23 protein-coding genes are annotated in these 23,917 nt (G+C 70.4%); 9 read left to right on the top strand and 14 right to left on the bottom strand.

Going from position 1 to position 23,917, the window contains the following annotated elements; translation table 11 throughout:
* The first annotated feature begins 22 nt into the window (after nucleotides 1-22).
* The 4 genes from AB0N76_RS07215 to AB0N76_RS07200 all read left to right on the top strand — a co-directional run bounded on the left by AB0N76_RS07215 (nucleotide 23) and on the right by AB0N76_RS07200 (nucleotide 5,616).
* Nucleotides 23-754, top strand: coding sequence for a hypothetical protein (locus tag AB0N76_RS07215; protein WP_363554063.1), 732 nt, complete (start codon nucleotides 23-25; stop codon nucleotides 752-754).
* Entirely contained in the window at nucleotides 751-3,135 is a 2,385-nt protein-coding gene (locus tag AB0N76_RS07210) for an integrase (RefSeq protein ID WP_363554061.1), read from the top strand. The genes AB0N76_RS07215 and AB0N76_RS07210 overlap by 4 nt, the downstream gene beginning before the upstream one ends.
* On the top strand, nucleotides 3,132-4,253 hold the full coding sequence (locus tag AB0N76_RS07205) for a hypothetical protein (protein WP_363554059.1): 1,122 nt from the start codon (nucleotides 3,132-3,134) through the stop codon (nucleotides 4,251-4,253). Before AB0N76_RS07210 ends, AB0N76_RS07205 begins: the two co-directional genes overlap by 4 nt.
* 292 nt (nucleotides 4,254-4,545) lie before the next feature.
* On the top strand, nucleotides 4,546-5,616 hold the full coding sequence (locus AB0N76_RS07200; RefSeq protein ID WP_363554057.1) for an SAVED domain-containing protein: 1,071 nt from the start codon (nucleotides 4,546-4,548) through the stop codon (nucleotides 5,614-5,616).
* A gap of 19 nt (nucleotides 5,617-5,635) precedes the next feature.
* On the opposite strand, the gene AB0N76_RS07195 is transcribed toward AB0N76_RS07200, so the two are convergent.
* The 6 genes from AB0N76_RS07195 to AB0N76_RS07170 all read right to left on the bottom strand — a co-directional run bounded on the left by AB0N76_RS07195 (nucleotide 5,636) and on the right by AB0N76_RS07170 (nucleotide 11,134).
* Nucleotides 5,636-7,408, bottom strand: coding sequence for a ThiF family adenylyltransferase (locus AB0N76_RS07195; RefSeq protein ID WP_363554055.1), 1,773 nt, complete (start codon nucleotides 7,406-7,408; stop codon nucleotides 5,636-5,638).
* Nucleotides 7,405-8,403 (bottom strand): cyclic GMP-AMP synthase DncV-like nucleotidyltransferase, encoded by a 999-nt coding sequence (locus AB0N76_RS07190; RefSeq protein ID WP_363554053.1) that lies wholly within the window; start codon nucleotides 8,401-8,403, stop codon nucleotides 7,405-7,407. The genes AB0N76_RS07195 and AB0N76_RS07190 overlap by 4 nt, the downstream gene beginning before the upstream one ends.
* A gap of 160 nt (nucleotides 8,404-8,563) precedes the next feature.
* Entirely contained in the window at nucleotides 8,564-8,779 is a 216-nt protein-coding gene (locus AB0N76_RS07185) for a DUF6527 family protein (RefSeq protein WP_352297454.1), read from the bottom strand.
* A 110-nt stretch (nucleotides 8,780-8,889) separates the two neighbouring features.
* Nucleotides 8,890-10,269 (bottom strand): ThiF family adenylyltransferase, encoded by a 1,380-nt coding sequence (locus AB0N76_RS07180; RefSeq protein ID WP_352297457.1) that lies wholly within the window; start codon nucleotides 10,267-10,269, stop codon nucleotides 8,890-8,892.
* The gene (locus AB0N76_RS07175; protein ID WP_363554050.1) at nucleotides 10,266-10,655 is read right to left on the bottom strand and encodes an E2/UBC family protein; all 390 of its coding nucleotides are present in this window, start codon (nucleotides 10,653-10,655) and stop codon (nucleotides 10,266-10,268) included. Before AB0N76_RS07175 ends, AB0N76_RS07180 begins: the two co-directional genes overlap by 4 nt.
* A complete protein-coding gene (locus AB0N76_RS07170) occupies nucleotides 10,652-11,134 on the bottom strand; it encodes a multiubiquitin domain-containing protein (RefSeq protein ID WP_363554048.1) in 483 nt (160 codons plus the stop codon). Before AB0N76_RS07170 ends, AB0N76_RS07175 begins: the two co-directional genes overlap by 4 nt.
* Nucleotides 11,135-11,315: 181 nt before the next feature.
* On the opposite strand from AB0N76_RS07170, the gene AB0N76_RS07165 reads away from it, so the two are divergent.
* Both AB0N76_RS07165 and AB0N76_RS07160 read left to right on the top strand, forming a co-directional pair.
* A complete protein-coding gene (locus tag AB0N76_RS07165) occupies nucleotides 11,316-11,645 on the top strand; it encodes a hypothetical protein (protein WP_363554046.1) in 330 nt (109 codons plus the stop codon).
* 33 nt (nucleotides 11,646-11,678) lie between these two features.
* The gene (locus AB0N76_RS07160) at nucleotides 11,679-12,815 is read left to right on the top strand and encodes a HigA family addiction module antitoxin (RefSeq protein ID WP_363554044.1); all 1,137 of its coding nucleotides are present in this window, start codon (nucleotides 11,679-11,681) and stop codon (nucleotides 12,813-12,815) included.
* Nucleotides 12,816-13,720: 905 nt separating this feature from the next.
* On the opposite strand, the gene AB0N76_RS07155 is transcribed toward AB0N76_RS07160, so the two are convergent.
* The 4 genes from AB0N76_RS07155 to AB0N76_RS07140 form a co-directional block, all read right to left on the bottom strand.
* The gene (locus AB0N76_RS07155) at nucleotides 13,721-14,452 is read right to left on the bottom strand and encodes a hypothetical protein (RefSeq protein WP_363554042.1); all 732 of its coding nucleotides are present in this window, start codon (nucleotides 14,450-14,452) and stop codon (nucleotides 13,721-13,723) included.
* Between the two features lie 665 nt (nucleotides 14,453-15,117).
* A complete protein-coding gene (locus AB0N76_RS07150) occupies nucleotides 15,118-15,786 on the bottom strand; it encodes a hypothetical protein (protein WP_363554040.1) in 669 nt (222 codons plus the stop codon).
* Nucleotides 15,787-16,106: 320 nt separating this feature from the next.
* A complete protein-coding gene (locus AB0N76_RS07145) occupies nucleotides 16,107-16,682 on the bottom strand; it encodes a hypothetical protein (RefSeq protein ID WP_363554038.1) in 576 nt (191 codons plus the stop codon).
* Between the two features lie 127 nt (nucleotides 16,683-16,809).
* Entirely contained in the window at nucleotides 16,810-17,385 is a 576-nt protein-coding gene (locus AB0N76_RS07140; RefSeq protein WP_363554036.1) for a hypothetical protein, read from the bottom strand.
* Between the two features lie 938 nt (nucleotides 17,386-18,323).
* Here AB0N76_RS07140 and AB0N76_RS07135 point away from each other — a divergent pair.
* Nucleotides 18,324-18,833, top strand: a complete 510-nt coding sequence (locus AB0N76_RS07135) for a hypothetical protein (RefSeq protein ID WP_363554034.1) — start codon at nucleotides 18,324-18,326, stop codon at nucleotides 18,831-18,833.
* 104 nt (nucleotides 18,834-18,937) lie between these two features.
* Here AB0N76_RS07135 and AB0N76_RS07130 read toward each other — a convergent pair whose 3' ends face one another.
* From AB0N76_RS07130 to AB0N76_RS07120, 3 genes are all read right to left on the bottom strand, one after another.
* A complete protein-coding gene (locus AB0N76_RS07130; RefSeq protein ID WP_363554032.1) occupies nucleotides 18,938-19,543 on the bottom strand; it encodes a hypothetical protein in 606 nt (201 codons plus the stop codon).
* 361 nt (nucleotides 19,544-19,904) lie between these two features.
* Nucleotides 19,905-20,225 carry a hypothetical protein gene (locus tag AB0N76_RS07125; RefSeq protein ID WP_363554030.1) on the bottom strand — a complete coding sequence of 107 codons (321 nt, stop codon included), beginning with the start codon at nucleotides 20,223-20,225 and terminating at the stop codon, nucleotides 19,905-19,907.
* A gap of 6 nt (nucleotides 20,226-20,231) precedes the next feature.
* The gene (locus tag AB0N76_RS07120) at nucleotides 20,232-20,360 is read right to left on the bottom strand and encodes a hypothetical protein (protein WP_363554028.1); all 129 of its coding nucleotides are present in this window, start codon (nucleotides 20,358-20,360) and stop codon (nucleotides 20,232-20,234) included.
* A gap of 602 nt (nucleotides 20,361-20,962) precedes the next feature.
* Between AB0N76_RS07120 and AB0N76_RS07115 the strand changes: the two genes are divergently transcribed.
* Nucleotides 20,963-21,850 carry a hypothetical protein gene (locus AB0N76_RS07115; protein WP_363554026.1) on the top strand — a complete coding sequence of 296 codons (888 nt, stop codon included), beginning with the start codon at nucleotides 20,963-20,965 and terminating at the stop codon, nucleotides 21,848-21,850.
* 339 nt (nucleotides 21,851-22,189) lie between these two features.
* On the opposite strand, the gene AB0N76_RS07110 is transcribed toward AB0N76_RS07115, so the two are convergent.
* On the bottom strand, nucleotides 22,190-22,495 hold the full coding sequence (locus AB0N76_RS07110; RefSeq protein WP_363554024.1) for a hypothetical protein: 306 nt from the start codon (nucleotides 22,493-22,495) through the stop codon (nucleotides 22,190-22,192).
* Between the two features lie 362 nt (nucleotides 22,496-22,857).
* Between AB0N76_RS07110 and AB0N76_RS07105 the strand changes: the two genes are divergently transcribed.
* Nucleotides 22,858-23,310 (top strand): hypothetical protein, encoded by a 453-nt coding sequence (locus AB0N76_RS07105; RefSeq protein WP_363554022.1) that lies wholly within the window; start codon nucleotides 22,858-22,860, stop codon nucleotides 23,308-23,310.
* The last annotated feature ends 607 nt before the right edge of the window (nucleotides 23,311-23,917 follow it).

Raw genomic sequence — 23,917 nt, 5'->3', positions numbered from 1 at the left:
ATTCGTCCTGCAGGGAGTGCGCGTGTGCAGTGCCCCGGTCGGCGCGGCCGAGATCGCAGTGGGGTTCCTCGACCGGTTCGGGCGGCGCTGCGAACTGCCCGTGGCTGAGGCGGGCGATGTCGCGTTCGAGGAACTGTCGCCTCTGGCTGCCCAGGTCGCCTACCCGGGGCGGAAGTCCTTCGTCACCACCGCGTGGGCGTCCGCGACCGACCAGTCCCTGTCCTGCGGTTCGCTGCGCCAGCAGCGCTGCGCGATGGTCTTGGACCGCGACCCTGCGGTGGGGCTGCGTAGTGCGGGGGCGATGGAACTGCGGTGGAGCTGCGACGGGCGCCGTCGTACCCTGCGCCCGGCGTTCGTGGCGCTTCGGTCCGGGCTCCGGGAGGTGATCTGTGTGCGGCCGGAGCAGCCGGGCGAGGCGTGGCGGGAGGCGCAGGAGGTCCTGGCGGTCGCCGCAGGGGCGGCCGGGTGGCAGGTGGGGGTGGTGGAGCCACCCAGCGGGGTGGAACTGGACAACCTCGCTCTGCTCTACGCCGCCCGCAGCCCGCGCTGGCTCTGCGAGGGGCAGGAGGACCTGCTGGTACGGCAGTTCGTCTCGCCGCGGACCATCCGCTCGGGGGTGGGGGCGGCCGGGCTGCCGTTGCATCAGGGAATCGATCTCGCCTATCACCTCATCTGGGCCGGACGTCTGCACGTCGATACCGGTGTGCTCCTCACCCCGGCGTCAACGGCCTGGGCCATCACGGACACCGCATGAGCGGACCGCGGCCGGTGGCCGACGGTGCGCCTGCGGCGGCCGACAGCATCGCGCTGGGCGACACCATCCGCTTCCGCGGCTCCACCTGGCAGGTCACCGCCTTCCACGGGCCCCGGCTGTTCCTCGATGCCGTCCCTGCGACGCCCGACGCGGATCCCCTGATCATCCTGCAGACGGCAGTGACCTCCGCCGGCGACTTCGCCGTTGTGGACCGTGCGGCGCCGCGCAGCACCCTGCCCGACCGCCCCGCCGAGTTCCGTGCCCTTGCGAAGGACGTACGCAAGGACGCCCTCGTGTGGGAGAAGCACGTCAAGGAGGTCCTGCACCAACAGGCCCCGAACGTTGCCGCGACTACTGTCCCCAGGCCCGACTTCGACCCGCAGCACCGAACGCTGCGCCAGCGCTACCAGGCCAAGGCCGAGCAGTTGGCTCTCGCCGGGATGCCGGTGTCGGCGACCACCGTGGAGCGCAAGTGCGCCGCTTGGCGCAGGGAGGGCCTGATGGGCCTGGTCGACAGGCGCAGTCTGCGCGCTGCCACCCCGCACGGGCGCGTCGATGCGCGCGTCGTCAAGATCGTGTGGGAGATCCTCAGGGAGGAGGCCGCCAGCGGCCGGTCCCCCGGAACGCTGTCGCGGCTCATCGAACGCGTCGAGCAGACAGTCAAGGTCCGCCATGGCGGCCTGCTGGCCGATCCGAAGACCGCCCGTGGCCTGGTGAACAGCCCGGCGACGCTCTACCGGCTGCTGGGGCGCATGGGCATCACTGCGGACAACGCCCACAGGGCCGCCGAAAGGCACGTGGCGCCCTCCGCCACTGTCTCGCAGCATCCCGGTTCCCGGCGGGCGATCCTTGCCCGCTGGCCGGGAGAGCTGGTCCAGATCGACACCACCGGACTGGACGTCCTCGTCCTCGACGACAGCGGCCGGGCCATCTCGGTGGAGCTGACCATCGCGATCGACGTGGCCACCCGCAGCATCATCGCCTCCCTGATCGTGCCCAAGCGCCTCGGTATCGGTCGGAAGGGACGCTGGGCAGGCGGACGCGCCACCCGTTCCTTCGACACGATGCAGGTCCTCGCCCAGGCCACGGCACCGCTGCCCGCACGGCCGGGCTGGGCGCCCGAGACGTTCATGGAAGGCTCCAGCCTCCCTTTCGAGGACCTGCTGGCCGCCGATGCCCGCTTCGCGGGCGCCGCTGCACGCCCCGTCATCAAACCCGAGACCGTGGTCATCGACCACGGATCGCCCTACATCTCGACGGACTTCACCCGCGCCTGCCACAGCCTTGGCATCGAGGTGCGCGAGGCACGGCTGCGCACCGGTGCCGACAAAGCGGTCGTCGAACGCGCGATGCGGGCAGTGAAGACCGGCTTCAGCCAGTACCTGGCCTCCTACACCCACCACCGCCTGGACCTGCGCGGCAAACGCGTACGCAAACAACCCCTGTGGACCATCGCCCAGCTCCAGGACCTATTCGAACAGTGGGTGGTCCTCCACTGGCAGCAGACCCCCCACGGGGCGCTGCGCAGCCCTTTCACCCCCGGCCTTAAGCTGACGCCCAATCAGATGTACGCGGCCATGGTGTCCCTGCGCGGCTACCGGGCCGTCGCCCTCACCGCGCAGGAGGAGCGCAAGCTGCTGCCGGCCGTCTGGGTCCGGGTCGGCCGCAAGGGCTTCCAGATCAACAACCGGACCTACAACCTGGACCGGGGAAGGCTGGATCCCTTCCGCGGCCCTTCCGGCATCACCGCGCAGCAGGGGCGCTGGGAGGTCCACTACTCCCCCAACCACCCGGAGGTCGCCTGGCTCTTCGACCATCAGGTCGAGCCGGGCCTCGACCCTTGGACGGAGGTGCCCTTCATCCACCGGCGGCTACTGAGCGACCGGTGGACCGAGGAGGCCTGGGAGGAGGGCTTGCGTGTCCATCTCGCGGCCGGCGGCGCCCGGCACAACGAGGTTGCCATCGCCCGCGCCACCGAGCAGCTCCTGCGTACCGCGGCTTCCGGCCCTTCGTCGGCCCCGGCAGCGCCCCCCGCCGGCCGTACGGCCGCCGCGCCACGTGCTGCCCGGCCCGCTGCCCGCACCCCCTCCGGCGCCGGCATGCCGCCCCTGGACCCGAACTCCGTACGGCCGTTCCGTTCCCTCGACCGCCCGGCCGGTGACCTCTTCGACACCCCGGAGCGCATCCGGGGCAAGACGGACCTGAGCCTCGACGAGTTCCTGGCGTCCCTGCCGGGGCTCCACCCTTCGGCCGCCGCTCCCGACACCACCAGCAGCACCGACCGCGGCCCGGCCGCCGCTCCCGACCGGGAGGTCAGCGGCATCGATCGGCAGGCATCGGACAGGCCGTACGGCGAGGAACCTCAAGGAGACAGCCGGTGAAGACTCCCGTACGCAAACCCCAAAACGCCGGCGGGCCCCCAGCCGAAACGCCGCTCGCACCCGCGGCCCCGACAACGTTGGCGGGATGGCGTTCCCGCGTACGCCACCGGCCCTCCCCTCCCCCGGTCCCGCCAACGGACACCCCTGCCCTCGTCGACGGCGAGGCTGGTGGCGATGTCGCCTTCGACGAGGACGACCCGCGCTTCCGCTACCACGCCCACCTCGGCCTCGTGGAGACCACCGACATCTCCAACGGCCTGAAACTCGCACGGCGGCTGCTGCGCCGCGGGCAGGACGGCCGCCCGCTCTATCCGCACGTGGCCATCGACAGCGACTGCCGCGGCACCGGCAAACGCACCCTGCTCCACCAGATCGGCCTGGCCCACCAGGGGCGGCTGGAGAAGCGCCAGGGCATCGACGACAGCCGGATCCCCGTCGTCTGCATCAACACCCCGCCAGACCCCGGCTCCGCAGCCGACTGGTCCGCGGCCCTGGCGGTCTTCCTCGGCTGGGACCTCTACCGCCCCGACACCGACCAGCGCCCCGTCCAGCGCATGAAGGACTTCACCGGTCCCGCCCTCCATGTCATGCGTCACGCCCGGACCGAGATCTGCCTCGTCGACGGAATCGACCGGCTGCGGCCAGAAGACCTCCAAACGACCTTCGACCACTTCGACTGCCTGGCCGACGAACTGGGCCTGACCGTCCTGTGGAGCGGTATCGGTTCCAGTGACATCCTCCGCGAAGCCCGTACCGCACGCTTCAGCGCCCTGCGGCGCCCCGCCGGAACCGCCACCCTGCGGCAGCGCTCCGTTCCCACCCTCTGGGTCAACCGGCTACCGCCCCGCTGCCCGGAACACCCCACCGAATGGGCCAGTGCCCTTCTCACCTTCGACGGACGTCTGAGGCTGGGACACCACCGGCCGGGAGGCCTGCTGGACTACCAGGAGGAGCTCTACCGCATCACGGACGGCCTCATGGAGCACCTTGCCCCGCTCCTCGGCATGGCCAGCCAACTGGCCATCCTCGACCGTACCGAGGCCATCACCCTGGATGTCATCCACGACGCCGCCCAGTACCTCGACCTGCTCACGACGGACGAAAACGGCCCCCTGTAGAGGGAGCCCGCACCGCGGGCAGCGCACTCTTCGTCGTCGCCGGGGCACTGCGGTGCGCCGACTGTCAACTTAGTACGATAGGAATGTAGTTATCGCCTAGTGTCGGACCCGGCAGGCACAGGGGACGGCGAAGGCGGCGAAGTTGAGCGGAGGTCGCCCGGTACACCGGAGGAAGACTCTTCCCACCCGGGACCGGTTGGAGGTATGGGTTCGCAGCGGGGGGCGGTGCGCGCTGTGCAACGCCTACCTACTGGAAGGATCCTTGTCATGGCGCACTCTGAACCTGGGCGAGATGGCGCACATCGTCGGGCAGAGCACTGATGCGCGGTCGCCACGGGGCGGGCATCCGCTGAATCCCGATCTTCGCGACAGTGCGGACAACCTGATGCTGCTGTGCGCCGACGAGCACGCCGAGATCGACGCGCAGGGCGCCTTGGACGTCTTCACCGTCGAGCGGCTGCGCCGGTTGAAACTGGAGCACGAGGACCGCATCCGGCATGTGACGGGGCTGGGCCCACATCGCGCCACCACGGTGGTCCGAGTGGTGGGATCGGTGCATGGCCAGGCCGTGGAGCTGTCACGGAGTGCCGCCGTGGACGCCGTGACCGCGCGCTCCCGCTTCCCGCTGTTCCTCGAGTCCTACTCCCGCCATGGGGTCGAGGTCGACCTGCGGCACCTGCCCGGCGAGTACTGCGCCCCGTCGCAGGACGCGCGGTCCGCCGCTGCCGAGAGCCGCAGCTACTACCGGTACGCGATCAGGGTCATCGACGAGGTGATCAAGAATCAGCTGTGGGCAGGCATCGACCGCGGCAGCGTGCAGCACGTCAGCGTTTTCGGGTTCGCACGCCTTCCTCTGCTCGTCCACCTGGGTTCCGTGCTGGACGACACCGTGCCAACGGATGTGTACCAGCGCCACCGCCACGAGCAGTCGTGGATCTGGCCGGTGGAGGACGGCCCCGCGACGGAGTTCACGGTGCGTGTGGAACAGGGCGTGCCGGCCGGGGAAGAGGCTGTGGTGGTCATGAACGTCTCCGGGACGATTGCCCGGCGCGAGATTCCGAGCGGCCTCGCCGTTCTGCGCCGCTACGAGATCAGCCCGGTCAACGCACCGACGCACCCGGACATCCTGCGGCAGCAGGCTTCCCTGCAGTCGCTGGAGCACACCATCAGACGGTTTCTGGCGAGTCTGGAGATCGAGGCGAAGACTCTGCGGCGCCTGCACGTCCTGCCGGCCGTCCCGATGTCCGCGGCGGTGACGCTGGGACGCATGCACCACCCTCAGGTACACCCCCAACTGGTCATCTACGAACGGCTCGCGGGGCAGTATGTGCCCACGCTGGAGGTCGGCCCGGCCACCGGCTGATGCGGCACGGCGCACCGGTTCACCGTCCCTGCCGTGCCGACTCCTCGTAGGCGATGAACCGGTGCGCGGGGTCGACTCCGGTGTGGGGCTGGGCGCACAGGTGGGTCCCGGAGACCGGATGGCGCATCTGCACGCCCAGGAGGTTGACCAGAGCGGCGGTCGTCGCCATGAGGTCCGCGGCGGAGCCGTGGAAGGTGGGTACGGAGCAGCCGCGGACCGGTCGGAGCTCGTCCCCGGGCACCGGTTCGGTCCACAGGCAGTGGTAGGGCTCGAGGTCCGGTGCGGCCAGGACACGCCGGCCGACGGTCTGGTCGACCACGCTGGGGCCGCTGGCGGTGCCGGGGGCGACGAGGGTGAGGATTCCGAGGGAAGCGCTGCGGGTGTCCACGGCCAACTGGGCCAGTACGGCTCTGCGTTGCGGGCGCTGTGCGAGTTGGTCGAGGAAGCGGCCGACGCTCACGCTGACGGTGGCGTCGAGGACGAGGTCGGCGTGGTCCGCCGCCTCCAGGAGTTCGGGCGAGGGGGGCTGCGGGGCCACGTCGATGGCGACGTCGTCCCGGATGCCGGCCAGGCGCTGGGCCAGGGCGTGGGCCTTCGGCATGCCGATGTGTTCCTCGGCATAGTTCTGCCGCACGAGGAGGCCGCCGGTGACCCGCGCAAAGTCGCTGAGGGTGAGGCGGGAGACTCCGGCGCGGACCATCAGCTCGGCGGCCCACGAGCCGATACCGCCGCATCCCCAGACGTGGACGTGGAGTCCTTCGAAGGCTCGGACAGGACGGTGTGCGTCGCGGCGGGTGGTGACGGCCGGGCGTTCGTCGGAGAGGTAGCACCATTCGATGGCGGCGCCGCTCAACTCGGCAGGAAGGTTGTTCAGGTGGCGTGGCGTCACGCGGTCGGCGAGTCGGCGCAGCAGGTCGCTCGGGCCGGACGGCAGGCGCCCAGCGAGAAGGAACAGGGGCGAGCGGGGCGTCGCGGGGTGCGGGACTGCCAGGACGAAGTGCTGCGCGGTGCCTTCGGGGTTGCGCAGGGCGCTGGCGGCCAACGCTGTCAGCAGGGCTCGGGCGACGGGGCCGGGCTCCATTTCCGGGCGGGGCGTTGCGGCGGGGGCGCGGTCGAGGGAGGCCAGCAGGTCCGCCAGGGTGTCGCCCGCTCCCAGTGGCAGCGAGCGATCCAGCGTAAGGACCGGGGTCCGGTGGCTGCCGTCGTCCTGGGGGCGGCTGGTCAGATCGAGGCGGTGGATGGTGCGAGGGGTGAGCCAGCTGACGGCGGCGCGGCCGGGTGCCACCGGCTCGCGCACGACGACGGTGGGAGTGCCGGGCGTGCTGTGGAGGACGCCGCCGACGGCGTGGTAGAGCGCGGTGTCGGCGTCGAACTTCCCGGCCGCCGCGTCGGTGAGCCACTGCCACAGGCGGTTCACGACGGGCGTGATGCCCGCCCAGGGGTCCCATTCACGGGCCGGGTCGAGGTAGAGGCACAGGCGGTTTCCCTGCAGGACATGAGGGGCGCCGGCGAAGCGGTAGTCCAGGGTCAGCACTTCGGGCGGGGCCAGAGGCTCGGGCGGAAGGACGAGCAGGAACTCCTCGGTGTCGGCCAGACGCAGGCCACCCGGCGAGTGCGCAATGTCCGCGGTGCGGAGGTGGACCGTGACAGCCACGTGGCCGCCGGGGGTGGTGCAGGGCCTGCCGGGCATCCGCACCTCCCCGGAGTGCTCGTCCGCGAGCGTCCTGAGCTCGGCCAACTGTCGGCGCTGCCAGTCGTTGGGGTCCCCCGGGCGGTGCCTGCGCTTGGTCATCCCGCGCGCCCGGGGCGTGCGGCTGTGGTGAGCAGCGTCGCGGCGACGAACTTCGAAGCCGTCGACGACGAGGAGGTGCCCGGCAGGGAGGGGAAGGAGTCTCCGAACAGGTTCCGCCACAACCTCACGCTCCTGTCCGGGTCCTGTTCGTCGTAGGCGGCGCGGATCTCCTGGGCGTGGGTGTGGATGCGGGCGCGGAAGTAGTTGTAGGTGGCCTGGTCCCAGCGGTGGTCGAAGGTGGCCCCGGAACCGGAGGGGTCGGCGATGGAGGGCTTGTCAGGGTGGGCCTGCAGCCAGAGGTCGAGGTCCTCGACGATGGTCAGCAGCGCGGTGGGCACGTTGCCGTAGCAGCCGGGGTGGGCCAGGGCCGTGGCCTGGCTGACGCGTTCGCCGAGCAGGGTGGTGAGGATGATGGACCGGGTTCCGGTGAATGAGCCCTTGTGGTCCCGCAGGAACTTCATCAGCCGGACGACCTTGCGGAGGTTGCCTTCGGCGATGTTGTCCTTCTCCCTCATCCAGGCGGTGAAGCCTTCGGGGTTGGTCTCCTCCCAGCAGTTGCCGTCGCGGTTGACGATCACCTCCCGGCCGTCCGCGAGGAACAGGTGAGGGACGATGTCGACGTGCATCGAGTTGGCGTACTTCAACTGCACGCAGCGGCATTTGCGGGTGTGAGGCATCTTCCCGTACACGCTGTGCCGGTGGAGGGCACCGTAGACCTTGTCGATGTAGGTCTTCGGGCTGTCGGCCCACTCCGGCACCTCGGTGAGATGGAGCATGAAGTCGGCGTCGAACTCCTTGTCGCCGACGGGGTTGATGATGGTGTGGTGCGCCCACGATCCCTGGGGCTCCTTGCCGAGGATCAAGGGGCCGAGTTCGGCGTCGTCCTGAAGTGCCTGGTAGACGGACTCGACTCGGCTGTCGAGGATGTCGAGCTTGGCCTTGCTGAGGTTGACGGTCTCCCTCAGGAAGGCACGGAAGCTGTTGACGTGCTGCACGGGTCTGTTTCCTTTCGTGGGTCAGCAATGGGATGAAGCAGCTCAGGCTGGCCGCCGAGCAGTTCGGGCGGCTGGAGGTCCCGGGGGTGTGGGGGACCTGATAGAGCTCCGGCCGCCGGTTCGGAGCCTGGCAGCTCCGAACCGGTGCTCAGGGGAGAGCTCAGGTCCAGTCGATGTGCCCGTACCTAATGAAGTAGTGGCAGCGCTTGTCTCCGCGCAGTTCGTCGATGCTGGGAGACACCGTGAGCGGCTCGGAGGCTTTCACGGTCCAGTTGGGGAGGATGCTCGGGTTCAGGTTGAGCAGCACCCGATGGCCTTCTTTGCACGGACAATCGAAGGCGAGCCACTTCATGATCTGTCCGTTGGCCACCAGCACGGCTGTCCTGCGGGGGATCCGCCGGGGAAGGTCGTGAATGCTGATGACGACCTCACCGACCTGCCACCGCCGTCGTATTCTCCAGGAACGGATCCAGCGGGTGAGCGTTCTCAGGCCGCCCAACTCAGACCCCAGTAGCGCTTCGTGTCTCCGTAGCCGGCTACGGCGTCGGAGGCGCAGTAGTGTCCCGGGACGGGCTCCTGATGGTTGAGGGAGGTCCGGCGGTCGTGGAAGAGCAGCAGGGTCTCGCTCGGACGCGGGGTCGGTCCGTAGCCGACGAGCCGTTCGAGAAGCTCGCCGATGGCGGCTGCGGCCGTTGCCGTGGTGTAGGCGACGACGGCGGGCTCGATGCCGGGCAGCGCCGGGGCGTAGCCCTCCTTGGCCAGCTGGGTCTGTTCTGCGGCGGCTCGTTCTTGGGCGGCTGCCAGTGCGGGGGTGACCCGTTCGCGGCACAGCAGGCAGGCGGCGCCGGGGTGGAGGACGGTGATGCGGCCGATGATGTCGTGGATCTGGCCCTGGGGGGTGGCGGTGATCTTGACGCCGCAGTCGATGAGCGGGGTGAGGTAGGCGTGGGAGAAGCGGGAGAGCCGCATCCGGCCGGCTTCGTCGTCGGTGCATCCGAAGACGACGTCCGCGCCGACGACGTGGTGGGCGATCTTGCGCTGGCTCACGCTTCCGACCACCGGTTCGACCGTGACGCCGTCGGCGATGCGGGTGAGGTGGTCGGCCAGGACGTGGACCTTGGGGCGGCCGACGTCGGCGGGGGTCGAGCCGTAGACGCGGGTGAGGTTGCTGGTCGAGAGGGTGTCGGGGTCGATCAGCGTGAGCCGGCGGATTCCGAGGCGGACGAGTTGTTCGGCGACCGCTGAGCCGGTTCCTCCGGCGCCGACGACGGCGATGTGGAGTTCTCCGAGGACGCGCTGGATCTCGGTGCCGAAGGCGCGGATCTGGCGGTCGTGGAGGCTGGGAAGGTCCGGGGTGTCGGAGTCGAAGGAGCGCAGGAGGCGGAAGGTGGGCCCGGCGATGAAGATCCGGTCGATGGCCGCCTGGTGCTCGCCTTCGATGCGGCCGGTGAACGTCATGCCGCCTTCGTGCGGGGCGACGATCAGGGTTCCGTAGAGCCCGCTGCCGGTGCGGGTGCGGAAGGCGGCGGCGAGTTGCGCGTCGACGGCGGCGTCGCGGCGGCTCGGGAGCGGGGCCGAGCCGGGCGCGGGGTGGGTGTGGACCCAGATCGCGGTGGCTCCGGCGCGCTCGGCTTCGCGCAGGGCGGGCATGTAGCCGTCCGAGGAGATGCCGAGGGCGGTGTCGGTGCGCTCGCGGTAGGCATCGTCAGGGACTTCGAGGAGACGGACGCCGAGCAGGCGCAGGGATCCGTCCGGCAGGACGGCACGCCGGGTAAGGAGGACCGCGGCGCTCTCGACCGGGCGGGCTGCGATCGCGGTGAGACGGTCGGCCACCTCGGTGGTGAGGGTGAGGGTGGTGCAATTCACGCGGCGGCCCCTGCGATGGCCAGCTCTGCGCGCAGCAGCGTGAGGTAGCTCTTGAGGCTGTCGGTGCCGGGCTGCCACGCGGACGGCGGGAGGTGGCGCGACCAGCGCTGCCAGGTCCGGCCGCGGTGGGTCTCGTGGACTTCGGTCGCGGGGATCGTGCCGCCCGCGGCCGTGGTCAGGGAGGGCGAGGTCCACCACATGTCCGGCGGGACATCGGGGTAGAGCGGGTGCAGGCGCAGGAGGATGTCCGCCTTCGTGGCGTTCAGGCCTTCGGGGAGCGGGACGTCGGTGATTTGGATGCAGAGCATCCCGCCGTCTTCGGACACGTCGTAGGTGAGGCCCGCCTCGCGCAGGGCGGTGTGGTCCTCGGTGGGCAGGTCCATCATCGCGGCCCCCCGTCGTCACCCGGGTTGATGCTGCCCGGGGCGGTGAAGAAGCGCATGCCGTCGCGCAGGCGGACCACCTCGTCGGCGGCGATCTTGCGGTCGTGCTGGTCGACGACGTCGAGCCACAGGTCGCGGTCGTCGGAGACCGGCGGCGTCGGCAGGGCGCGGATCTCCTGGCCGGTCATCCGCTTGCGGGTGACCTCGTAGGGGTGCCGGTCGATGAAGATCGTGAGGGGCTGGGGGTCGGAGAAGAAGCGCATGCCGTCCCGCAGGTCGACCGGCTCGTCCTCCGCGAGCCGGCGGTCGGGCGCGTCGGGGATGTCGAGCCAGATCGCCCTGTCGGTCGGGATGTCCGGGTTGGGGATCTTGCGCAGCTGGGCCGGGGTGGCGCGGTGGTGCGCGGTGTCGTACTCGCTGCCGTCGATGAAGACGGTGATCCGCCGGGCGGACGGGCTGGGGAGCGCCGTGGGCTCGGTCATGAGGGTTGCTCCTTGCTGATGTCGGGACAGGGTCGTGGCAGGCCGGCCGTGGAGTTGGCGGTGCCGGGCGCAGCCGGACTGGAGAGTTTCATTTACCTAATAGGTTTACAAAACTCTTCGATCTTGGAGAGGACGGTACCATGAACCCGATGGGTAAACGCAAGTGATTCTTGGGGTGAGGGTGGAGATCTACTTCCTCGACGGAGAGCTGGCGCGGTCCTGCAACGACGACGCCATACGCATGCACCGCTTCGGCGCTGCCGTCGCACCGGTGCTCCGGCGCCGTCTGGCGGAGATCGCCGCCGCCGCCCACCTGGCTGAGCTCCGCTGCCTTCCGCAGGCCCGGCTTCGCGGATACGCCGACGGCCGCCTGCTGGTCGCTCTGGGCCCCACTGCCGACCTGCACCTGCGCCCTCGCGACGATCCGCCGCCCATGGCCGAAGGTCACCTCGTCGAATGGGCTGTCCGTTCCCTGCTCGTCACGGATGTCCAGTTCGCTGCCGCCGCCTGAGCCCCCTCCCGTCGTCCGAAGAGAGGCACCTCGATGACCCCCGGTGTCGACCCGCTCGCCTACGCGCCCACCTCGGTCCCCCATCCCGGGGAGACCCTCCAGGACACCCTGGACGAACTCGGTATCCCCCAGGCCGACCTCGCCCGTCGCACCGGCCTGTCCACCAAGCACATCAACCAGGTCATCAAGGGCACCGCGGCGCTCAGCCCCGACACCGCGCTCCTGCTCGAACGCACCACCGGCGTGCCCGCTACCCTGTGGAACTCGATGGAAGCCGCGTACCGCACCCAGCAGGCCCGCGCGGAAGAGAGCAAAACCCTGGCCTCGAGGGTCGACTGGCTCAGCCGCTTCCCTCTCGCCGAACTGGTGAAGCTCCGAGTCCTCCCCAATCGTGAGAAGACCCCCGCCAACCTCCTCAAACTGCTGGACTGGTTCGGTGTCGCCGACCCCGACACCGCCGAGGACGTCTGGCGCAACTACCGCACCGCATTCCGCCGCTCCACCGTGCAGGAACCCACCGAAGGCACAGCGGCCGAGTACGCAACCGCCGTCTGGCTGCGCCAGGCCGAACTCCAGTCACGCGAACTGGCCAAGAACCTCGACCTGCTGCCCTACAGCAAGCATGAACTCGCCGCGCTTCTCCCCACGCTACGAGCACTGACCCTGACCGGACAGGACAGCTGGATCGAAGAACTCCCCCGCCTTTGCGCCGGAGCCGGCGTCGCCGTGGTCTTCGTCCCGGCGCTCCCCAAGACCAGAGTCTCCGGCGCAACCCGCTGGCTCACACCGGAAAAGGTCATGGTGGCACTCAGCGACCGCTTCAAGAGGGACGACCAGTTCTGGTTCAGCTTCTTCCACGAGCTCGGCCACGTCCTCCTGCACGGCAAGCGCCTGACCTTCATGGACGACAGCGAGAACCTCCGCTCCGAGGCCAACGCGGATCCCGCCGAGGACGAAGCCAACGAGTTCGCCGCGAACACGCTGATCCCCCCACAGCACGCCGCCGCCTACGGGCAACTGCGGGCCCGCCCCGTACCGCTCGACCGGGTGAAGGCCTTCGCCCGGGAAGCAGGCATCTCCCCCGGCATCGTCATCGGCCGACTGCAGCACGACAAGGCACTCGACTGGAACGTCGGCAACCACTTCAAACGCACCGTGGCTCTGAACTGAATGCCGCCACTCCACGCGCCCATGCCGGGGAAAGCCATCTATCCAGGTCCACGGACATTTTCGTCCGCCGTCGGACGAAGGACGACACTCCAAGCCACGCGTCCGGGCCCACACCGGCCCGAAGCACCCGGCCGACCGACCGCTGGCGAGCCGGGCCACATGTATGGATTCTCAACGAACCTGATGCTTCCTCATCCAACATGCAGCACCCAAGCTCAGAGAACTACTGGTGCCTGATCACGGCCCTGAAATCTTCTCAAGAGAGGTATGGAACCCCAGCTCAGAGACCACTGCTTCCATCAACTGGGATGAGAACTAACAGCTGTTCTGCCCCGTGGGGCTCGGCCTGCGGAGGGGCTCGCGGAACCGGCCGCGCGGGGCCCGTACCCGGCCCCTCTACCGCGACGGGTGCCGCAACACGCCCGGGTGTGAGGTACGGGCAGGGGAACACCGGCCGATGCGGCCACGTGTCAGCGGATACGCGGGACTGCGTCAGTGCTCCGGTCGAGGCGGTGCCGTACTCGCCTGTGGTCTCTCGCTTCACCGTCGCTGGCATGGAGCCGCAGCCGGCCACTGCGGCACCGGAGTCGGGTGCCACGCTGTCGGAGGTGCGCCGCTTCGCGGTCTGGGCTGGGCATCGTGTGTGGCGGGCCTCTGGGGCGTGGCTGGGTCGGCACGCCCCAGGGGTCGGGTCGGGTCGGTTCTCGCAGTTGACGGCGGATGTGCGGGTGCAGGTGTCGGTGTCGGGTCCGCCGTCCACGGTGCCGGCGTTGCCGGGGCTGGCGGTCGCGCAATTCCTCACAAGCTGCGGTTTCGTGTCGGCGAATTCCCATCCTCGTGGCCAGGAGTCCCCATGGGGACGGTGACCGACACCAGGCACAGGCGGGGCCGGCATCCGGGGCAGGTCAGGCGGGTGTGGTCGGCTGTGCGCCGGTGAGTTCCGCCCATCGGCTCACCTCGTCGGCGTGGCTGCCTGAGGCTGTTGCCTCCGCGACAGCGGTGATGGCCTCGGGCGTCGGCCCGCCCTTGCGGAAGAGCAGGGCAAGCGGCCAGGAGGGAGTGCTCGGCTGTTCGCCGTCGAACGCGTTCCAGTGCCAGGGAGCGCCGAACTTCCACGCGCGCCCGTCGCGGTCGGCGACCTCGTCGCCGGTTTCCAGGAACGCGTAGGGGCGGAGGAGCAGTTCGAGCTGGAACGGCACACCGCCGGCCGGGGCGATCTCGTAACCCTGTTCTTCGAGCCCGGTGTCGTAGGACTCGCCCTGCCGCAGGACGTCGAGGTAGGTCGCGGGTCGTGGCAGCCAGCCCGTCTCCAGGGGCGGATCGAAGTGGTGGACCGCCAGGACGTGCACCACGGTCGCAGGAATCCCCACCAGGCATCTGTCGCCGGCTTTCAGCGTGTCCACCGCCGGCACCGTCCGGAAGTACTCGCTCTTCCAGTCGTGGTCCGCCGGCGTCGGGAGAGCCACGTCGCCGTTCCACTCGATCCCGTCCGCCACAGTGTCGATCTCCCACCATGGCCAGCGCACCGAGACGTGGGACCGGGTGACCCCAGTAACCGTGACCGCGGTAAACGGGCATTCCATCCTCAACACGTCGCCCGGACGGTAGTCCTCGGCTTCAAAGGTCTGGTTGCTCATGTGTCTCAAGGTGTCCTCGGGTCTCGGCACCGTCAAGGGCTTGGGAAAGCGATCACCATCGCACCGGGAAGCCCGGCGGCTTTGTCCGGCAAGGGGCGTGGGTGATCGAACTCGTGTGAGGTGCAGGCAGAGGGGCACCGGCCGATACGGCCCTGCGGCAGCGGATACACGGGATAGCTTCAGTGCTCCGTCCCGGGCAATGCCGCACTCGTCTCTCGGTCTCTGCCTGCACCGCCGCTGACACGCGGGCGCAGCCGCCGCCGGTGCCGGAACCGGGCTTCACAGCGCTGGTACCCACCCGGCCTCGCCCGCTGCGTCTGCCCGCGCTGCGACCGGGCCGTCCGCGCCCAGTGACGTGGGCGCGGGCCGGAGGGGCGGCTTGACGGGTGAGCGACCGCTTCGAAGGGCGCCCTCCGGCGATGGCCCGTGGGTGTGCGTCCCGGGTCCGGCGGGCGCCCCTGGAGGGAGCGTGGCCGGGCCTGGTCCCGGGTCGGTGGCCGCCAGCCGGCGGTCCGGCGGTGAGCCGCTTCGTACGCAGCCCGCTCCCTCGGTAGCTCGGGTCATCTTGTGACCTGAGGCGGACCGGTTCGGCGAGGTGAAGAGGGGCACCCTGGCGAGGCGAAACCCGTCGCGCGGCTGCCGGGCCGGCGCCCGGTGGGGGCGGGTCAGGTCTTCAGGACTCGGGCGATCTCGTGCGGGGTCTGCCGGGCGAGGGCCACCAGGGTGTCGAGACGGCCGGTCCAGGGCCGGTCCATGTGCGTGGGGTGGTCCGCCGAGAGGCGGGCGCCGGCTGCGGCGGCCCGGTCCATGGGGTTCTCGATCCCGGTGTCGCCGAGGCACTCGTAGGCGGTCTCGACGAGGTCGAGCAGTTTGCGCCGCTCCTCTCGGGCCCGCTTCAGGTGCTCTTCCTCCCGGTCGAGGAGCCTCTCGACCGGGACGGCGACCGCGCGTTCGAACTCGGCCAGGGTCGGTTCCTCGCACAGCCGCCCGACCACCGCGTCGGACAGCGGCGGGCCGCCGGCCGCCAGCCGCTCGAGTATTCCGGTCCCGAGCACCGTGAACGCGCTGGCGTACCGCCACAGCAGCACCTCCAGCTCGTCCGCGCACCGGAACGCCGCGTGTCCCAGGCCGCGGAACGCCTCGACCTCGAACGCGAACCGCGTCTTTTCGGCACGACGCTCGGCGCCGGCTTCCCACGCCCGGGCCCGGTCCTCCGCCGCGAGCGCCGAGCGCAGCTCGACGTCGAGCGTGTTCACCGCCTCGTGCAGGGACACGAGCGCCTCGTACTCCGCCGGGCCGAGTCCTGCCAGTGCCGTGCGCGCCGGAAACTCCATTGCACCCAACCCCCTTCGTCGCCTGGACATCCGGCAACGTAGCCGACCCGTCACGCCTCCCACAGCCGTACGCCCGGCTTCCACCCGGCCGCGCGAACAGCACCGCACGTCGTGTCACCCCGCGCGCGGTGTGGCCGGGCGGCCGGGGCGCGTCCCTCGGAGAGCCCGGTCAGGCCTCGGCCGGGCCGTCCGCTCAGCGTCCTGGGAGCGGGCAAGAGCAGCTGGATGAGGGACGGTCGCGTCACAGCAGCCGACAACTACGCGGCTGCCGCTCACCGCTGTTGGCCTCGCCTGCAGCGGTGAGCGGGAGAGAGGAGGGGTTAGCGGCGCTCGGTGTCGTGCCATCCTGGAGAGGTCTGGGTCCACCTGAGGTTGGGCACTGGACCCGCGAGGGAAGACACGGAGCAGATGACCAGCACGTCGTCGACGCACGCCATGACGGATGTGCAGCCTTCGTGGGTCAGCTGGCGCGCGGGATAGCGGATGCCCTCGATGACGAGTTCGGTGTTGGTTACGGGCACCGCCTTGGCGCCCTGCATGGACTGTTCCATGAGCTGAGGCATCCGCAGCCCGCCATGTCGCTGTTCCGCGCGCAGTGTCTGGGCGACGAATCGCCCCGCAGCAGTCGTGTGGTGCATGCTGGCGGGTGGCGCGTCCGAGAAAGCGATGGGTCGGAGAGTCTCCACGGATGCCATGAGAAGAGCGGAGCGGGTGTAGGTGATTTCCACTGCGATCGGCACGCCGTCGCTGGCCCCCCGGTCGGCATTCCATATCCACTGATCGTCTGCGCCATCGATTACCGCGACAGGCCTCCCCAGACTGCCTACGATATCCGAGGGAAGCGGCTTTCCATTATCACTGTCGCGACTCTCACCGTTTTCGAAGAACAAGTTCAACCCTATTTGTTATGCGGAGGCGGTGCGGCATCGATGATGATGCCGCACCACCTCCTACCCTCAGAACGTGCCGACCATCCATGGCACGCCTTGCTTTGTCGTGCGCACCATCGTGGCCTGCGAACTCTTATCCGAACCAGTCGTACGCCGACGCCGGACCGGCGGTGCAGTACGTGCCGTCGGCCAGCTCGGCGTAGCTGTCACCGGGGATGATCGTGGCGTAGGCGGAGCCGTACAGCGTGACGGACCGGGACCCGGACCACTGGGACTGGAAGTTCAGCGTGGACGGCCCCCATCCCTGGTGGCTACTGCCGTTCACGTCAACGACGGAGACGCCCCACTCGTACCACCAGGCCTTCTGATTGAAGATCTCGAACCCGGTGGAGAGCTGGCCATGGTGGTTCGAGTTCCCGGTGAGGGTGATCCAGGCGCTTCCGCAGTTCCCGTGGACCTCACCGGTGTTGTCAATAAGGGCTGCGGCGTCGCGGGCGTCGGCCTGGTCGGCGAGCTCCTGCTCCTCGGCCGGCGAGGCGTCCTTCTTGACCGAGTACTCGGAGCCCTTGGCGGTCTTCTTGATGACGTAGCCATTGGCTTCGGCGGTCTTCTTGTCGTAGCCCGCGAAGTGCATCCCGACGGTCACCGTGCGCGAGGTCGGCGCGGCCTCCTGCGCGACCGCGTGGGCCGGGACAGAACTGAGCGCCATAATGGCGCCGCTCGCCAGCGCAACGACAACGGATGTTGCCTTTTTCATTTACTTCCCCCTCTCTCCCCTTCGAAATCTTCGAAGGCATACGGAACGCTAACCCGCACGAGCGTTCGCAATCATTTTTCCTGCTTGAAAATGGGAACTGGAAACTCCCGTTCCACATTCCCGCAAATTTGCCGCCCGCCGTCCGATATATAGAGACATGGACAGGCCGAAGAATTGCCATGAAAAGGCAAAATAGTGACGCGCGCCACACCTTCGGCCCACGATGCGGACAGCCGAGGGACGAGACGGAACAGGATGGCCGCGACGCCAAGATCTCCCTGTCCGCCTCGCCCGTCTGCTGGGGGTGCGGGGTCGGCGGTGTGGGCTGGAGGGTGGGGTGGTGGACGTCGTGGTGGTGGGCAAGCAACTGAAGCAGCCGGAGCACCTGGCCGTGCATACGGCCGGTTCCGGCCCGGTCGCACCGGCGATCCAACGGTGGCGACGGTCTGCGGGCTCGGCACCGCGGGCGTGGTTGTCGACCCGTGGCGGCCGACGGCCCCGGTCAGCGCTGGTACCCGCCCGACCTCGCCTGCTACGTCTGTCCGCGCTGCGACCAAGCCGTCCGTTCTGTGGCATGAGAGCAGGTCAGTAGGGGTGGCTTACAGATTCTCGCCCGCTTCGGAGGCGCCCGCCGGCGATGGCCCGTGGGTGTGCATCCCGGGTCCGACAGGCGCCCCGGGGGGCGTAGCCGGGCCCGGCCCCGTGTCGGCGACCGCCCGCCCGGCGACACGGCGGCAAGCCGCTCCGTACGCGGCCCGCTCCTCCCTGGGTGGGACGGGTCACCGCTGTGACCTGGGGGAACGGCTCGGCGAGGCGAAAGGCGGCACCTTGGCGAGGCGAAACCCGTCGCCTCGCCCGTGACCTCGGCGACCCGGGCGAGTTCACCGGCCATGACGAACGTGACCGTCCGGGTGGACGAGGTGGTCCTCGGAGACGAGGACCAGGAACAGTCGGAGCGCTCGCAACGGCACGCGGCGAACGGGCTGCTCGCCGAGGCGGGCGAGGCGGGCCGGCGGGCGGCCGGGTGGGTGCGCGAGCTCGCCGGGTGGCAGACCGTGGAGGCGCACCGCGCGGTGCTGGGGCGGGCGGCCGACGCGGTCGAGCAGGCCTGCGGGCGGGAGGTCGTGCCGGGCCGGGAGGGGCAGCTGGACGAGGAACTGGCCTACGACCTCGGCGCCGGTGTCGTGACCGGAAGTCCGCTCGCCGCCGCGCTGCCCGAGCTGGCGGTGGGTGAGCGGGTCGCGCTGGCGGCGGTGTGCGCGCTGGCCGCGGCGATGCCCGGAGCGGTGCTCGGCGAGCTGGCGCGCGAGCTGCCCGCCCTCGCCGTCACGATGGACGCCGCCATCGAGGCCGGCCGCACCGCCGCCCCCGGCCCGCCGGTTCAGCGCCCGACGCCCTGAAGGACGCCGGCCTCGACGCCGACCGGGCACGGCGAGGAACGGTGAGCGCTGCGGGAACGTGCGGCGCAGCGGCCGGGACGGGGTGCGGGGCGGTGCGGGGGCGGTCAGGGTGCCGGGATGGTTCGGACGTCGTAGGCCCAGCCCCGCGGGACGGGGTTGCCCTGGTCCATGCGCAGCGCTTCGTAGATGTCGCATTCGAGGCGCTCGGCGGCGTCGGCGGCGGTGATCAGGTCGATCGGGTAGGGGCCGACGACCAGGATGGGGCGCTGCAGGCCGTCGTCGCCGTCCCGGCGGAAGTCGATGTGAAAGCGCTGGGCCTGCTCCTCGTCGGGCACCCGCAGCCGGGGGCGGACGGGCTGCTGGAGCCAGCCCGTGCCCTGGGTGTACTCGTCGAAGTGCTCGATGACGTCCCGGGCCTCCTTGCCTCCGGGAACGGCGGCGGTGAACGCGGCCAGGCCCTCGTCGAGGATCGCCCGGCCCGCGTCAGTGGTCAGGTGCCGGCGGGTCATCTGGGCGCCGCGCAGGACCATCCGCAGCGCCATCACCAGCTGGCGGGCGTCGATGATTCCGGTCTCGCCGTCGTCTTCGTGCAGGATCCGCCGCAGTTGCAGCCATACGGTGCGCCCCCAGCTCCAGGCCTCGGTGTGCCCGATGGTGGCGCCGTGCTCGGTGCGCAGCCACGGTCGGCGGTCGGCGGTGTCGGTCGTCATCTTCTCCCCCTGTCCGCGGGTCGGTGAGCGGCTCAGCGTAGGGTTCCGGCCCGCTGCCCGGCGACCGGTTTCCCCTGCGGGCACCCTGCCGGGCGGGCGCGGGGTGCAGGCGGCCGGGCCTTGGGGAACGAGGGGGGCGTTCCGCAGGGCCCGGCCGTGGGAGGCCAGCAGCAACCAGGGACGTGGCGCGGCTGTTCTGGCCGGCGGCCCGGTGGTGCTGTGGTGGGGCCGCCGTGGCGGGAATGCTAGACCCGCCGGTCAGGCGGTGGCCAGGGGTGTGACCTGGGTTTTTTCGGCCGCGAACATGCCATCGGCGGGGCCGGATCCATTGGTTGGGATCCGGCCCCGCCGAACGCGAGGCCTACAGGTGCGGGCCGATCACCAACACCGTGACGACGGAGAGCGGCTCGCCCTGGTCGGTCTTCTCGTCCGGCCCGTACATCCAGTAGATGCGCCAGGCGGACGGGCTGTGGTTCTCCACGTAGGAGTCCCAGACCTTCTCGGCGGTGTACCCGGGGAAGGCCTCGTACTGGTGGGAGTTCAGGCCGGGGTAGCGGGGGTTCGCTTCCAGGCGGGCGAGTGCCTTGCGAACTTTCTTGAGCTTGACCGGGTCGGCCTTGGGGCCGGTCTCCAGGCGGTTGAGGGTCTCGTCGGTGTCTTCGGTGAAGCGGAGTTTGTACAACGTGCGTTAGTCCTCGTCATCCTCGTCGTCGAGGTACTGCGAGAAGTCGCCGCGGTCGATGGTCTTGCCGGCCTCGGCTTGCTCGATGCCGGTGCGGATCCGCTCGGCCAGGTGCGGGTTGGTCCACACCTGCATCTCCCGCTCCGGGATGGAGACGACCGGGGTCAGTAGCAGCCCACCGTCCGGGTTGCTCTCGACGCGGTACCGGCGGCCCGGGCGAGCTCGCGGCCCGGCAGTCGGAGACCCGGCACCGCGCGGTGCTGAAGCGGGCCGCCGACACGGTCGAGCTGGCCGCGGGGCAGGAGATCATCCCGGGCGGCGAAGGACTACTGGACGAGGAGCTGGCGTACGACCTCGACGCCGGGGTCGTCACCGGCAGTCCGCTCGCCGCCGCGCTCCCGAGCCGGCGGTGGGCGAGCGGGTCGCGCTGGCGGCGGTGTGCGCTCTGGCCGCAGCGATGCCCGGGGTGGTGCTGGGCGTTCTGGAGCGCGAACTGCCCGTGCTGGCCGCCACGATGGACGCCGCTGCGGCCTCCGGCCGGACCGCAGGGTCAGGCCCCGTAACGCCTTCGGGTGAGCAGATCCCGATCCACTCACCATGGTGAGGGTGCGGTCCAGGGTGCCGGGCTTGACAGAGCCCATCACCGTCACGGCCCGGCCGAGGGCGCCCTGGTCGCAGTCCGGACCGCCGCCGACGGCACGGTCACCATCGAGCCGCTGTGGGCCGTACGGGAGCGGTTGCGGTCCGGTTTCGCACCGCTGCTCGACGGCCACCTGCCCACAGGCCCCGCCCGGATGCTCACCGGCGGCCACCCGCTCCCCGACGACGAGGCCCCGGGCCCCCTGCCGGGCCGCGCCCGGCTCGTACCCGTCGGCGAGCAGCGGGTGGTGGTCACCGCCCGCGCCGTCCTCGCCTGGATCGCCGACGGCCCCGACTCCCAGGTGAACACCTGGCTGGACCGCGCCGTACTGCCCGAGCCCGCCGTGGCCGGGGGCGTGCAACTGCCGGACGGGCCCCGCCACGGCGCTCCCCCGGCCCGTCCGGGCGGTGCCGTCAGCCGACAGCGGCTGCCCGCACCCCACGGCACGACGCGGTCCCGCCGGGCGGCGGGGCGCCTGTCGGGCGGCGCGAGGGGGCAGGGGCTCAGCGGGAAGGTGACGAGAGCGCGCAGCGCGGCGCCGTGGCCGTGGGGGATGCGAGGATCGGCGGATGGTGCGCGTGGGCGAGTTCTTCCTCGACGAGACGACGAGTCCGCCCTGCGGGTGGGCCCCGGGCGCAGCCACGGCTTCCCGGCCGTGCCGTGCGACGGCATCCACCCGGATGACGCGGTTCTGACGTGGGAGGCCCGGCTGACGGGCGCCGAGAGCGTGCTGCGGGATGTGGTGCCCATGGCCAATGACGGATTCACCGTCTTCGCGGTCCCGGAGCCGCTGTGCACGGCTCTGGCCACCGCGGAAGGAGACCGGCTCCGGGCCGCGGCCCGTGCGTGGGCCGAGGGCGCCTGCGAACCGGGCGATGAGATCTCGCCGGACGACGCGGTGGACCTCCTCGAACGCGTGTCAGCCCTGGCCGGCCGTCGTGCCGAGCAGCACCTCGGCCTGTACCGCTGGTACTTCGCACCCTGACCGCGCCGCCCCGGCGTATCCCGGTGGCCGGCCGGAGGGGCCCCTGGGCGTGAGGTGCGGGCAGGCGGGCGGCGGCCGGCCGCATTGGGTCGGATGACCGATCGGGTGGAGAGGGTGCGGGAGCCGTCGCGAACGCCGCTCGGTGATCGTCACCTCGAACCTCCACCCGTCAGGCTTCGACTCGATCATGCCCAAGACCATTGCCACCGCGGCCGTCGACCGGCTCCCGCACCACGCCCGCATCGTCCTCACCGAAGCACCGGCCACCGCCTCCAGCAGGGCCGCCACCGGCCGCGGCGTCCGCCCGCTGCAACAGTCCCAGGAGCATCGCGGATCCGGTCAGCCCCGGAAAACCTGCCACGTCGTCGACGAAGCGTCCTCGCGGGTCGCCCAGTGATTGAGCGCAAGCGCCGGCAGGCTCGCCAGCGAGGGATCGCTCTCCAGCAGATGCGCGGCATGGACCAGTCTGGGGCTGCCCTTCCACCACCGCGGCTCGGTCGCCGAGAACGCCTGCCAGTCGCCGTCCTCGTCGAGGCAGACACTCACAACGGGCTGCCCGCGATGCACACGCTTCGACACGAACACCGGCTCGTCCGGGCTGAGGGAATACACCGGACCGCAGTCCTCATGCGACTCGACGGTCACGACGTCCTCCTTGGCTGATCAGGGCCCCCATCACAGCACAAGCCCGCCTGGCCGCCTCAGCGGGGTCGGAGCTCCACCGGGCAGCCGCCGACCCGAACGGGTGGCAACCCATCGCATCGCGCAGGGAGATCAGATGTCCGCGAGGAGGGATCTCGGCGCGTCCGTTGAACACGGGGTCACGTCAGCGCTCCGGCCCGGGCAACGCCGCGCTCACCCGCGGCCTCCCCCCTCTCCGCCGGCACGCCACCGCCACCGCCACCGCCACCGGACGTCACAGGCCCGCTGACCGTGACGAAAGCCGCCCTGTGTTGACGGTGCCTCAGATATGTTGGCGTGATCTTTCAACTCTGGAGGTGCTTCGCATGGCTGCAGGCAACGGTTCCGCTGCCGAGATCTTCGCCGACCGTGACTTCAAGGGCGCCAGTCTCGCGTTGGCCGCAGGTAACTACAACCTGGAGAGCGACGGCGGCCTGGTGGGCAATGACGCGATCAGCTCCATCAAAGTGAAGGCCGGCTACGTGGTCACCGTCTACGCGAACGCAGATGGCACCGGCGCCAGCACCACCTTCACCGACGACACCCCGTACGTCGGGGACGACTTCGACGACACCATCTCCTCGCTCCGAGTCCAGGCGCTGCCTGAGAACAGGCCCCGCCGTGAAGCTCCAGGACGGCACCAACACGCTGGGCTTCGCGGCGTACCTGCAAGGCGACGGCGCGAGCGCGACGATCGTGCCGGGCGACTTCAGCACCGTCACGAACTTCACCCTCGCCTACCAGTGACCTACAGCCCCGCCCGCCTCACCGACCCCTGACCCGGCGTCCCAGTCCCGGAACGACACCGGAAACCACACACCGCAGCCACGGCCGAGAACCCCCGCACGGGTGCGGCCGAGGCGGTGGCCTGGACCGTGCCCGCGCTCACCCTGGCCCGGACGCCGGCGCATGTCCCGGAACTCATCCGGGTCGAACTCCCCTCCGGCCGCTACCGCGTCCAGTCCCTGTTCATCGACCTCGGCCCCGAGACCCAGTGGATGTTGGAACGCCTGCTACCGGAGCAGCCGAGCCCACCAGCCGCAATCAGGCCGCCCACCGCTGAGGCTCTGCACCGGTCTGCCGCCGGTAGGAGGTCCCCTGATGCCGCTGTCCTGGATGCCCTGGTCCCCTGGTACGACCACCCCGACCGCAGCCAGCGCTGCCTCCTCGGTCCTGGCCGCGGAAAGACCCAACGTTGGAGAAACTCCCCCACGTACGGGGCCCGGCGGGGAGGGCCTCACCGGCGGGGTCGGACGAACGAAAAAGCCGATGGCCTGACGGCGTGCGAGGGCGATTGACTGGTGCTGGCACGGCACCGGCCGGCGAGGGGGATCCGTGGAGGACCCGGATTTCACGGTTCTGCTGACCGGCGGCTGCCCTCACGAC

It is taken from the genome of Kitasatospora sp. NPDC093806, assembly GCF_040683335.1.
Taxonomy (GTDB): Bacteria; Actinomycetota; Actinomycetes; order Streptomycetales; family Streptomycetaceae; genus Kitasatospora.
The sequence above is the reverse complement of the archived record's forward strand: the minus strand, read 5'-3'. Positions and strand labels throughout refer to the sequence as shown.

Excerpts from the sequence above, each read along its gene's own strand:
- AB0N76_RS07210 (WP_363554061.1), top strand. The coding sequence starts at position 751 with ATGAGCGGACCGCGGCCGGTGGCCGACGGTGCGCCTGCGGCGGCCGAC.
- AB0N76_RS07200 (WP_363554057.1), top strand. The coding sequence starts at position 4,546 with ATGGCGCACATCGTCGGGCAGAGCACTGATGCGCGGTCGCCACGGGGC.
- AB0N76_RS07195 (WP_363554055.1), bottom strand. The coding sequence starts at position 7,408 with ATGACCAAGCGCAGGCACCGCCCGGGGGACCCCAACGACTGGCAGCGC.
- AB0N76_RS07175 (WP_363554050.1), bottom strand. The coding sequence starts at position 10,655 with ATGATGGACCTGCCCACCGAGGACCACACCGCCCTGCGCGAGGCGGGC.
- AB0N76_RS07170 (WP_363554048.1), bottom strand. The coding sequence starts at position 11,134 with ATGACCGAGCCCACGGCGCTCCCCAGCCCGTCCGCCCGGCGGATCACC.
- AB0N76_RS07160 (WP_363554044.1), top strand. The coding sequence starts at position 11,679 with ATGACCCCCGGTGTCGACCCGCTCGCCTACGCGCCCACCTCGGTCCCC.
- AB0N76_RS07155 (WP_363554042.1), bottom strand. The coding sequence starts at position 14,452 with ATGAGCAACCAGACCTTTGAAGCCGAGGACTACCGTCCGGGCGACGTG.
- AB0N76_RS07150 (WP_363554040.1), bottom strand. The coding sequence starts at position 15,786 with ATGGAGTTTCCGGCGCGCACGGCACTGGCAGGACTCGGCCCGGCGGAG.
- AB0N76_RS07140 (WP_363554036.1), bottom strand. The coding sequence starts at position 17,385 with ATGGCGCTCAGTTCTGTCCCGGCCCACGCGGTCGCGCAGGAGGCCGCG.
- AB0N76_RS07135 (WP_363554034.1), top strand. The coding sequence starts at position 18,324 with ATGACGAACGTGACCGTCCGGGTGGACGAGGTGGTCCTCGGAGACGAG.
- AB0N76_RS07130 (WP_363554032.1), bottom strand. The coding sequence starts at position 19,543 with ATGACGACCGACACCGCCGACCGCCGACCGTGGCTGCGCACCGAGCAC.
- AB0N76_RS07120 (WP_363554028.1), bottom strand. The coding sequence starts at position 20,360 with ATGCAGGTGTGGACCAACCCGCACCTGGCCGAGCGGATCCGCACCGGC.
- AB0N76_RS07105 (WP_363554022.1), top strand. The coding sequence starts at position 22,858 with ATGGCTGCAGGCAACGGTTCCGCTGCCGAGATCTTCGCCGACCGTGAC.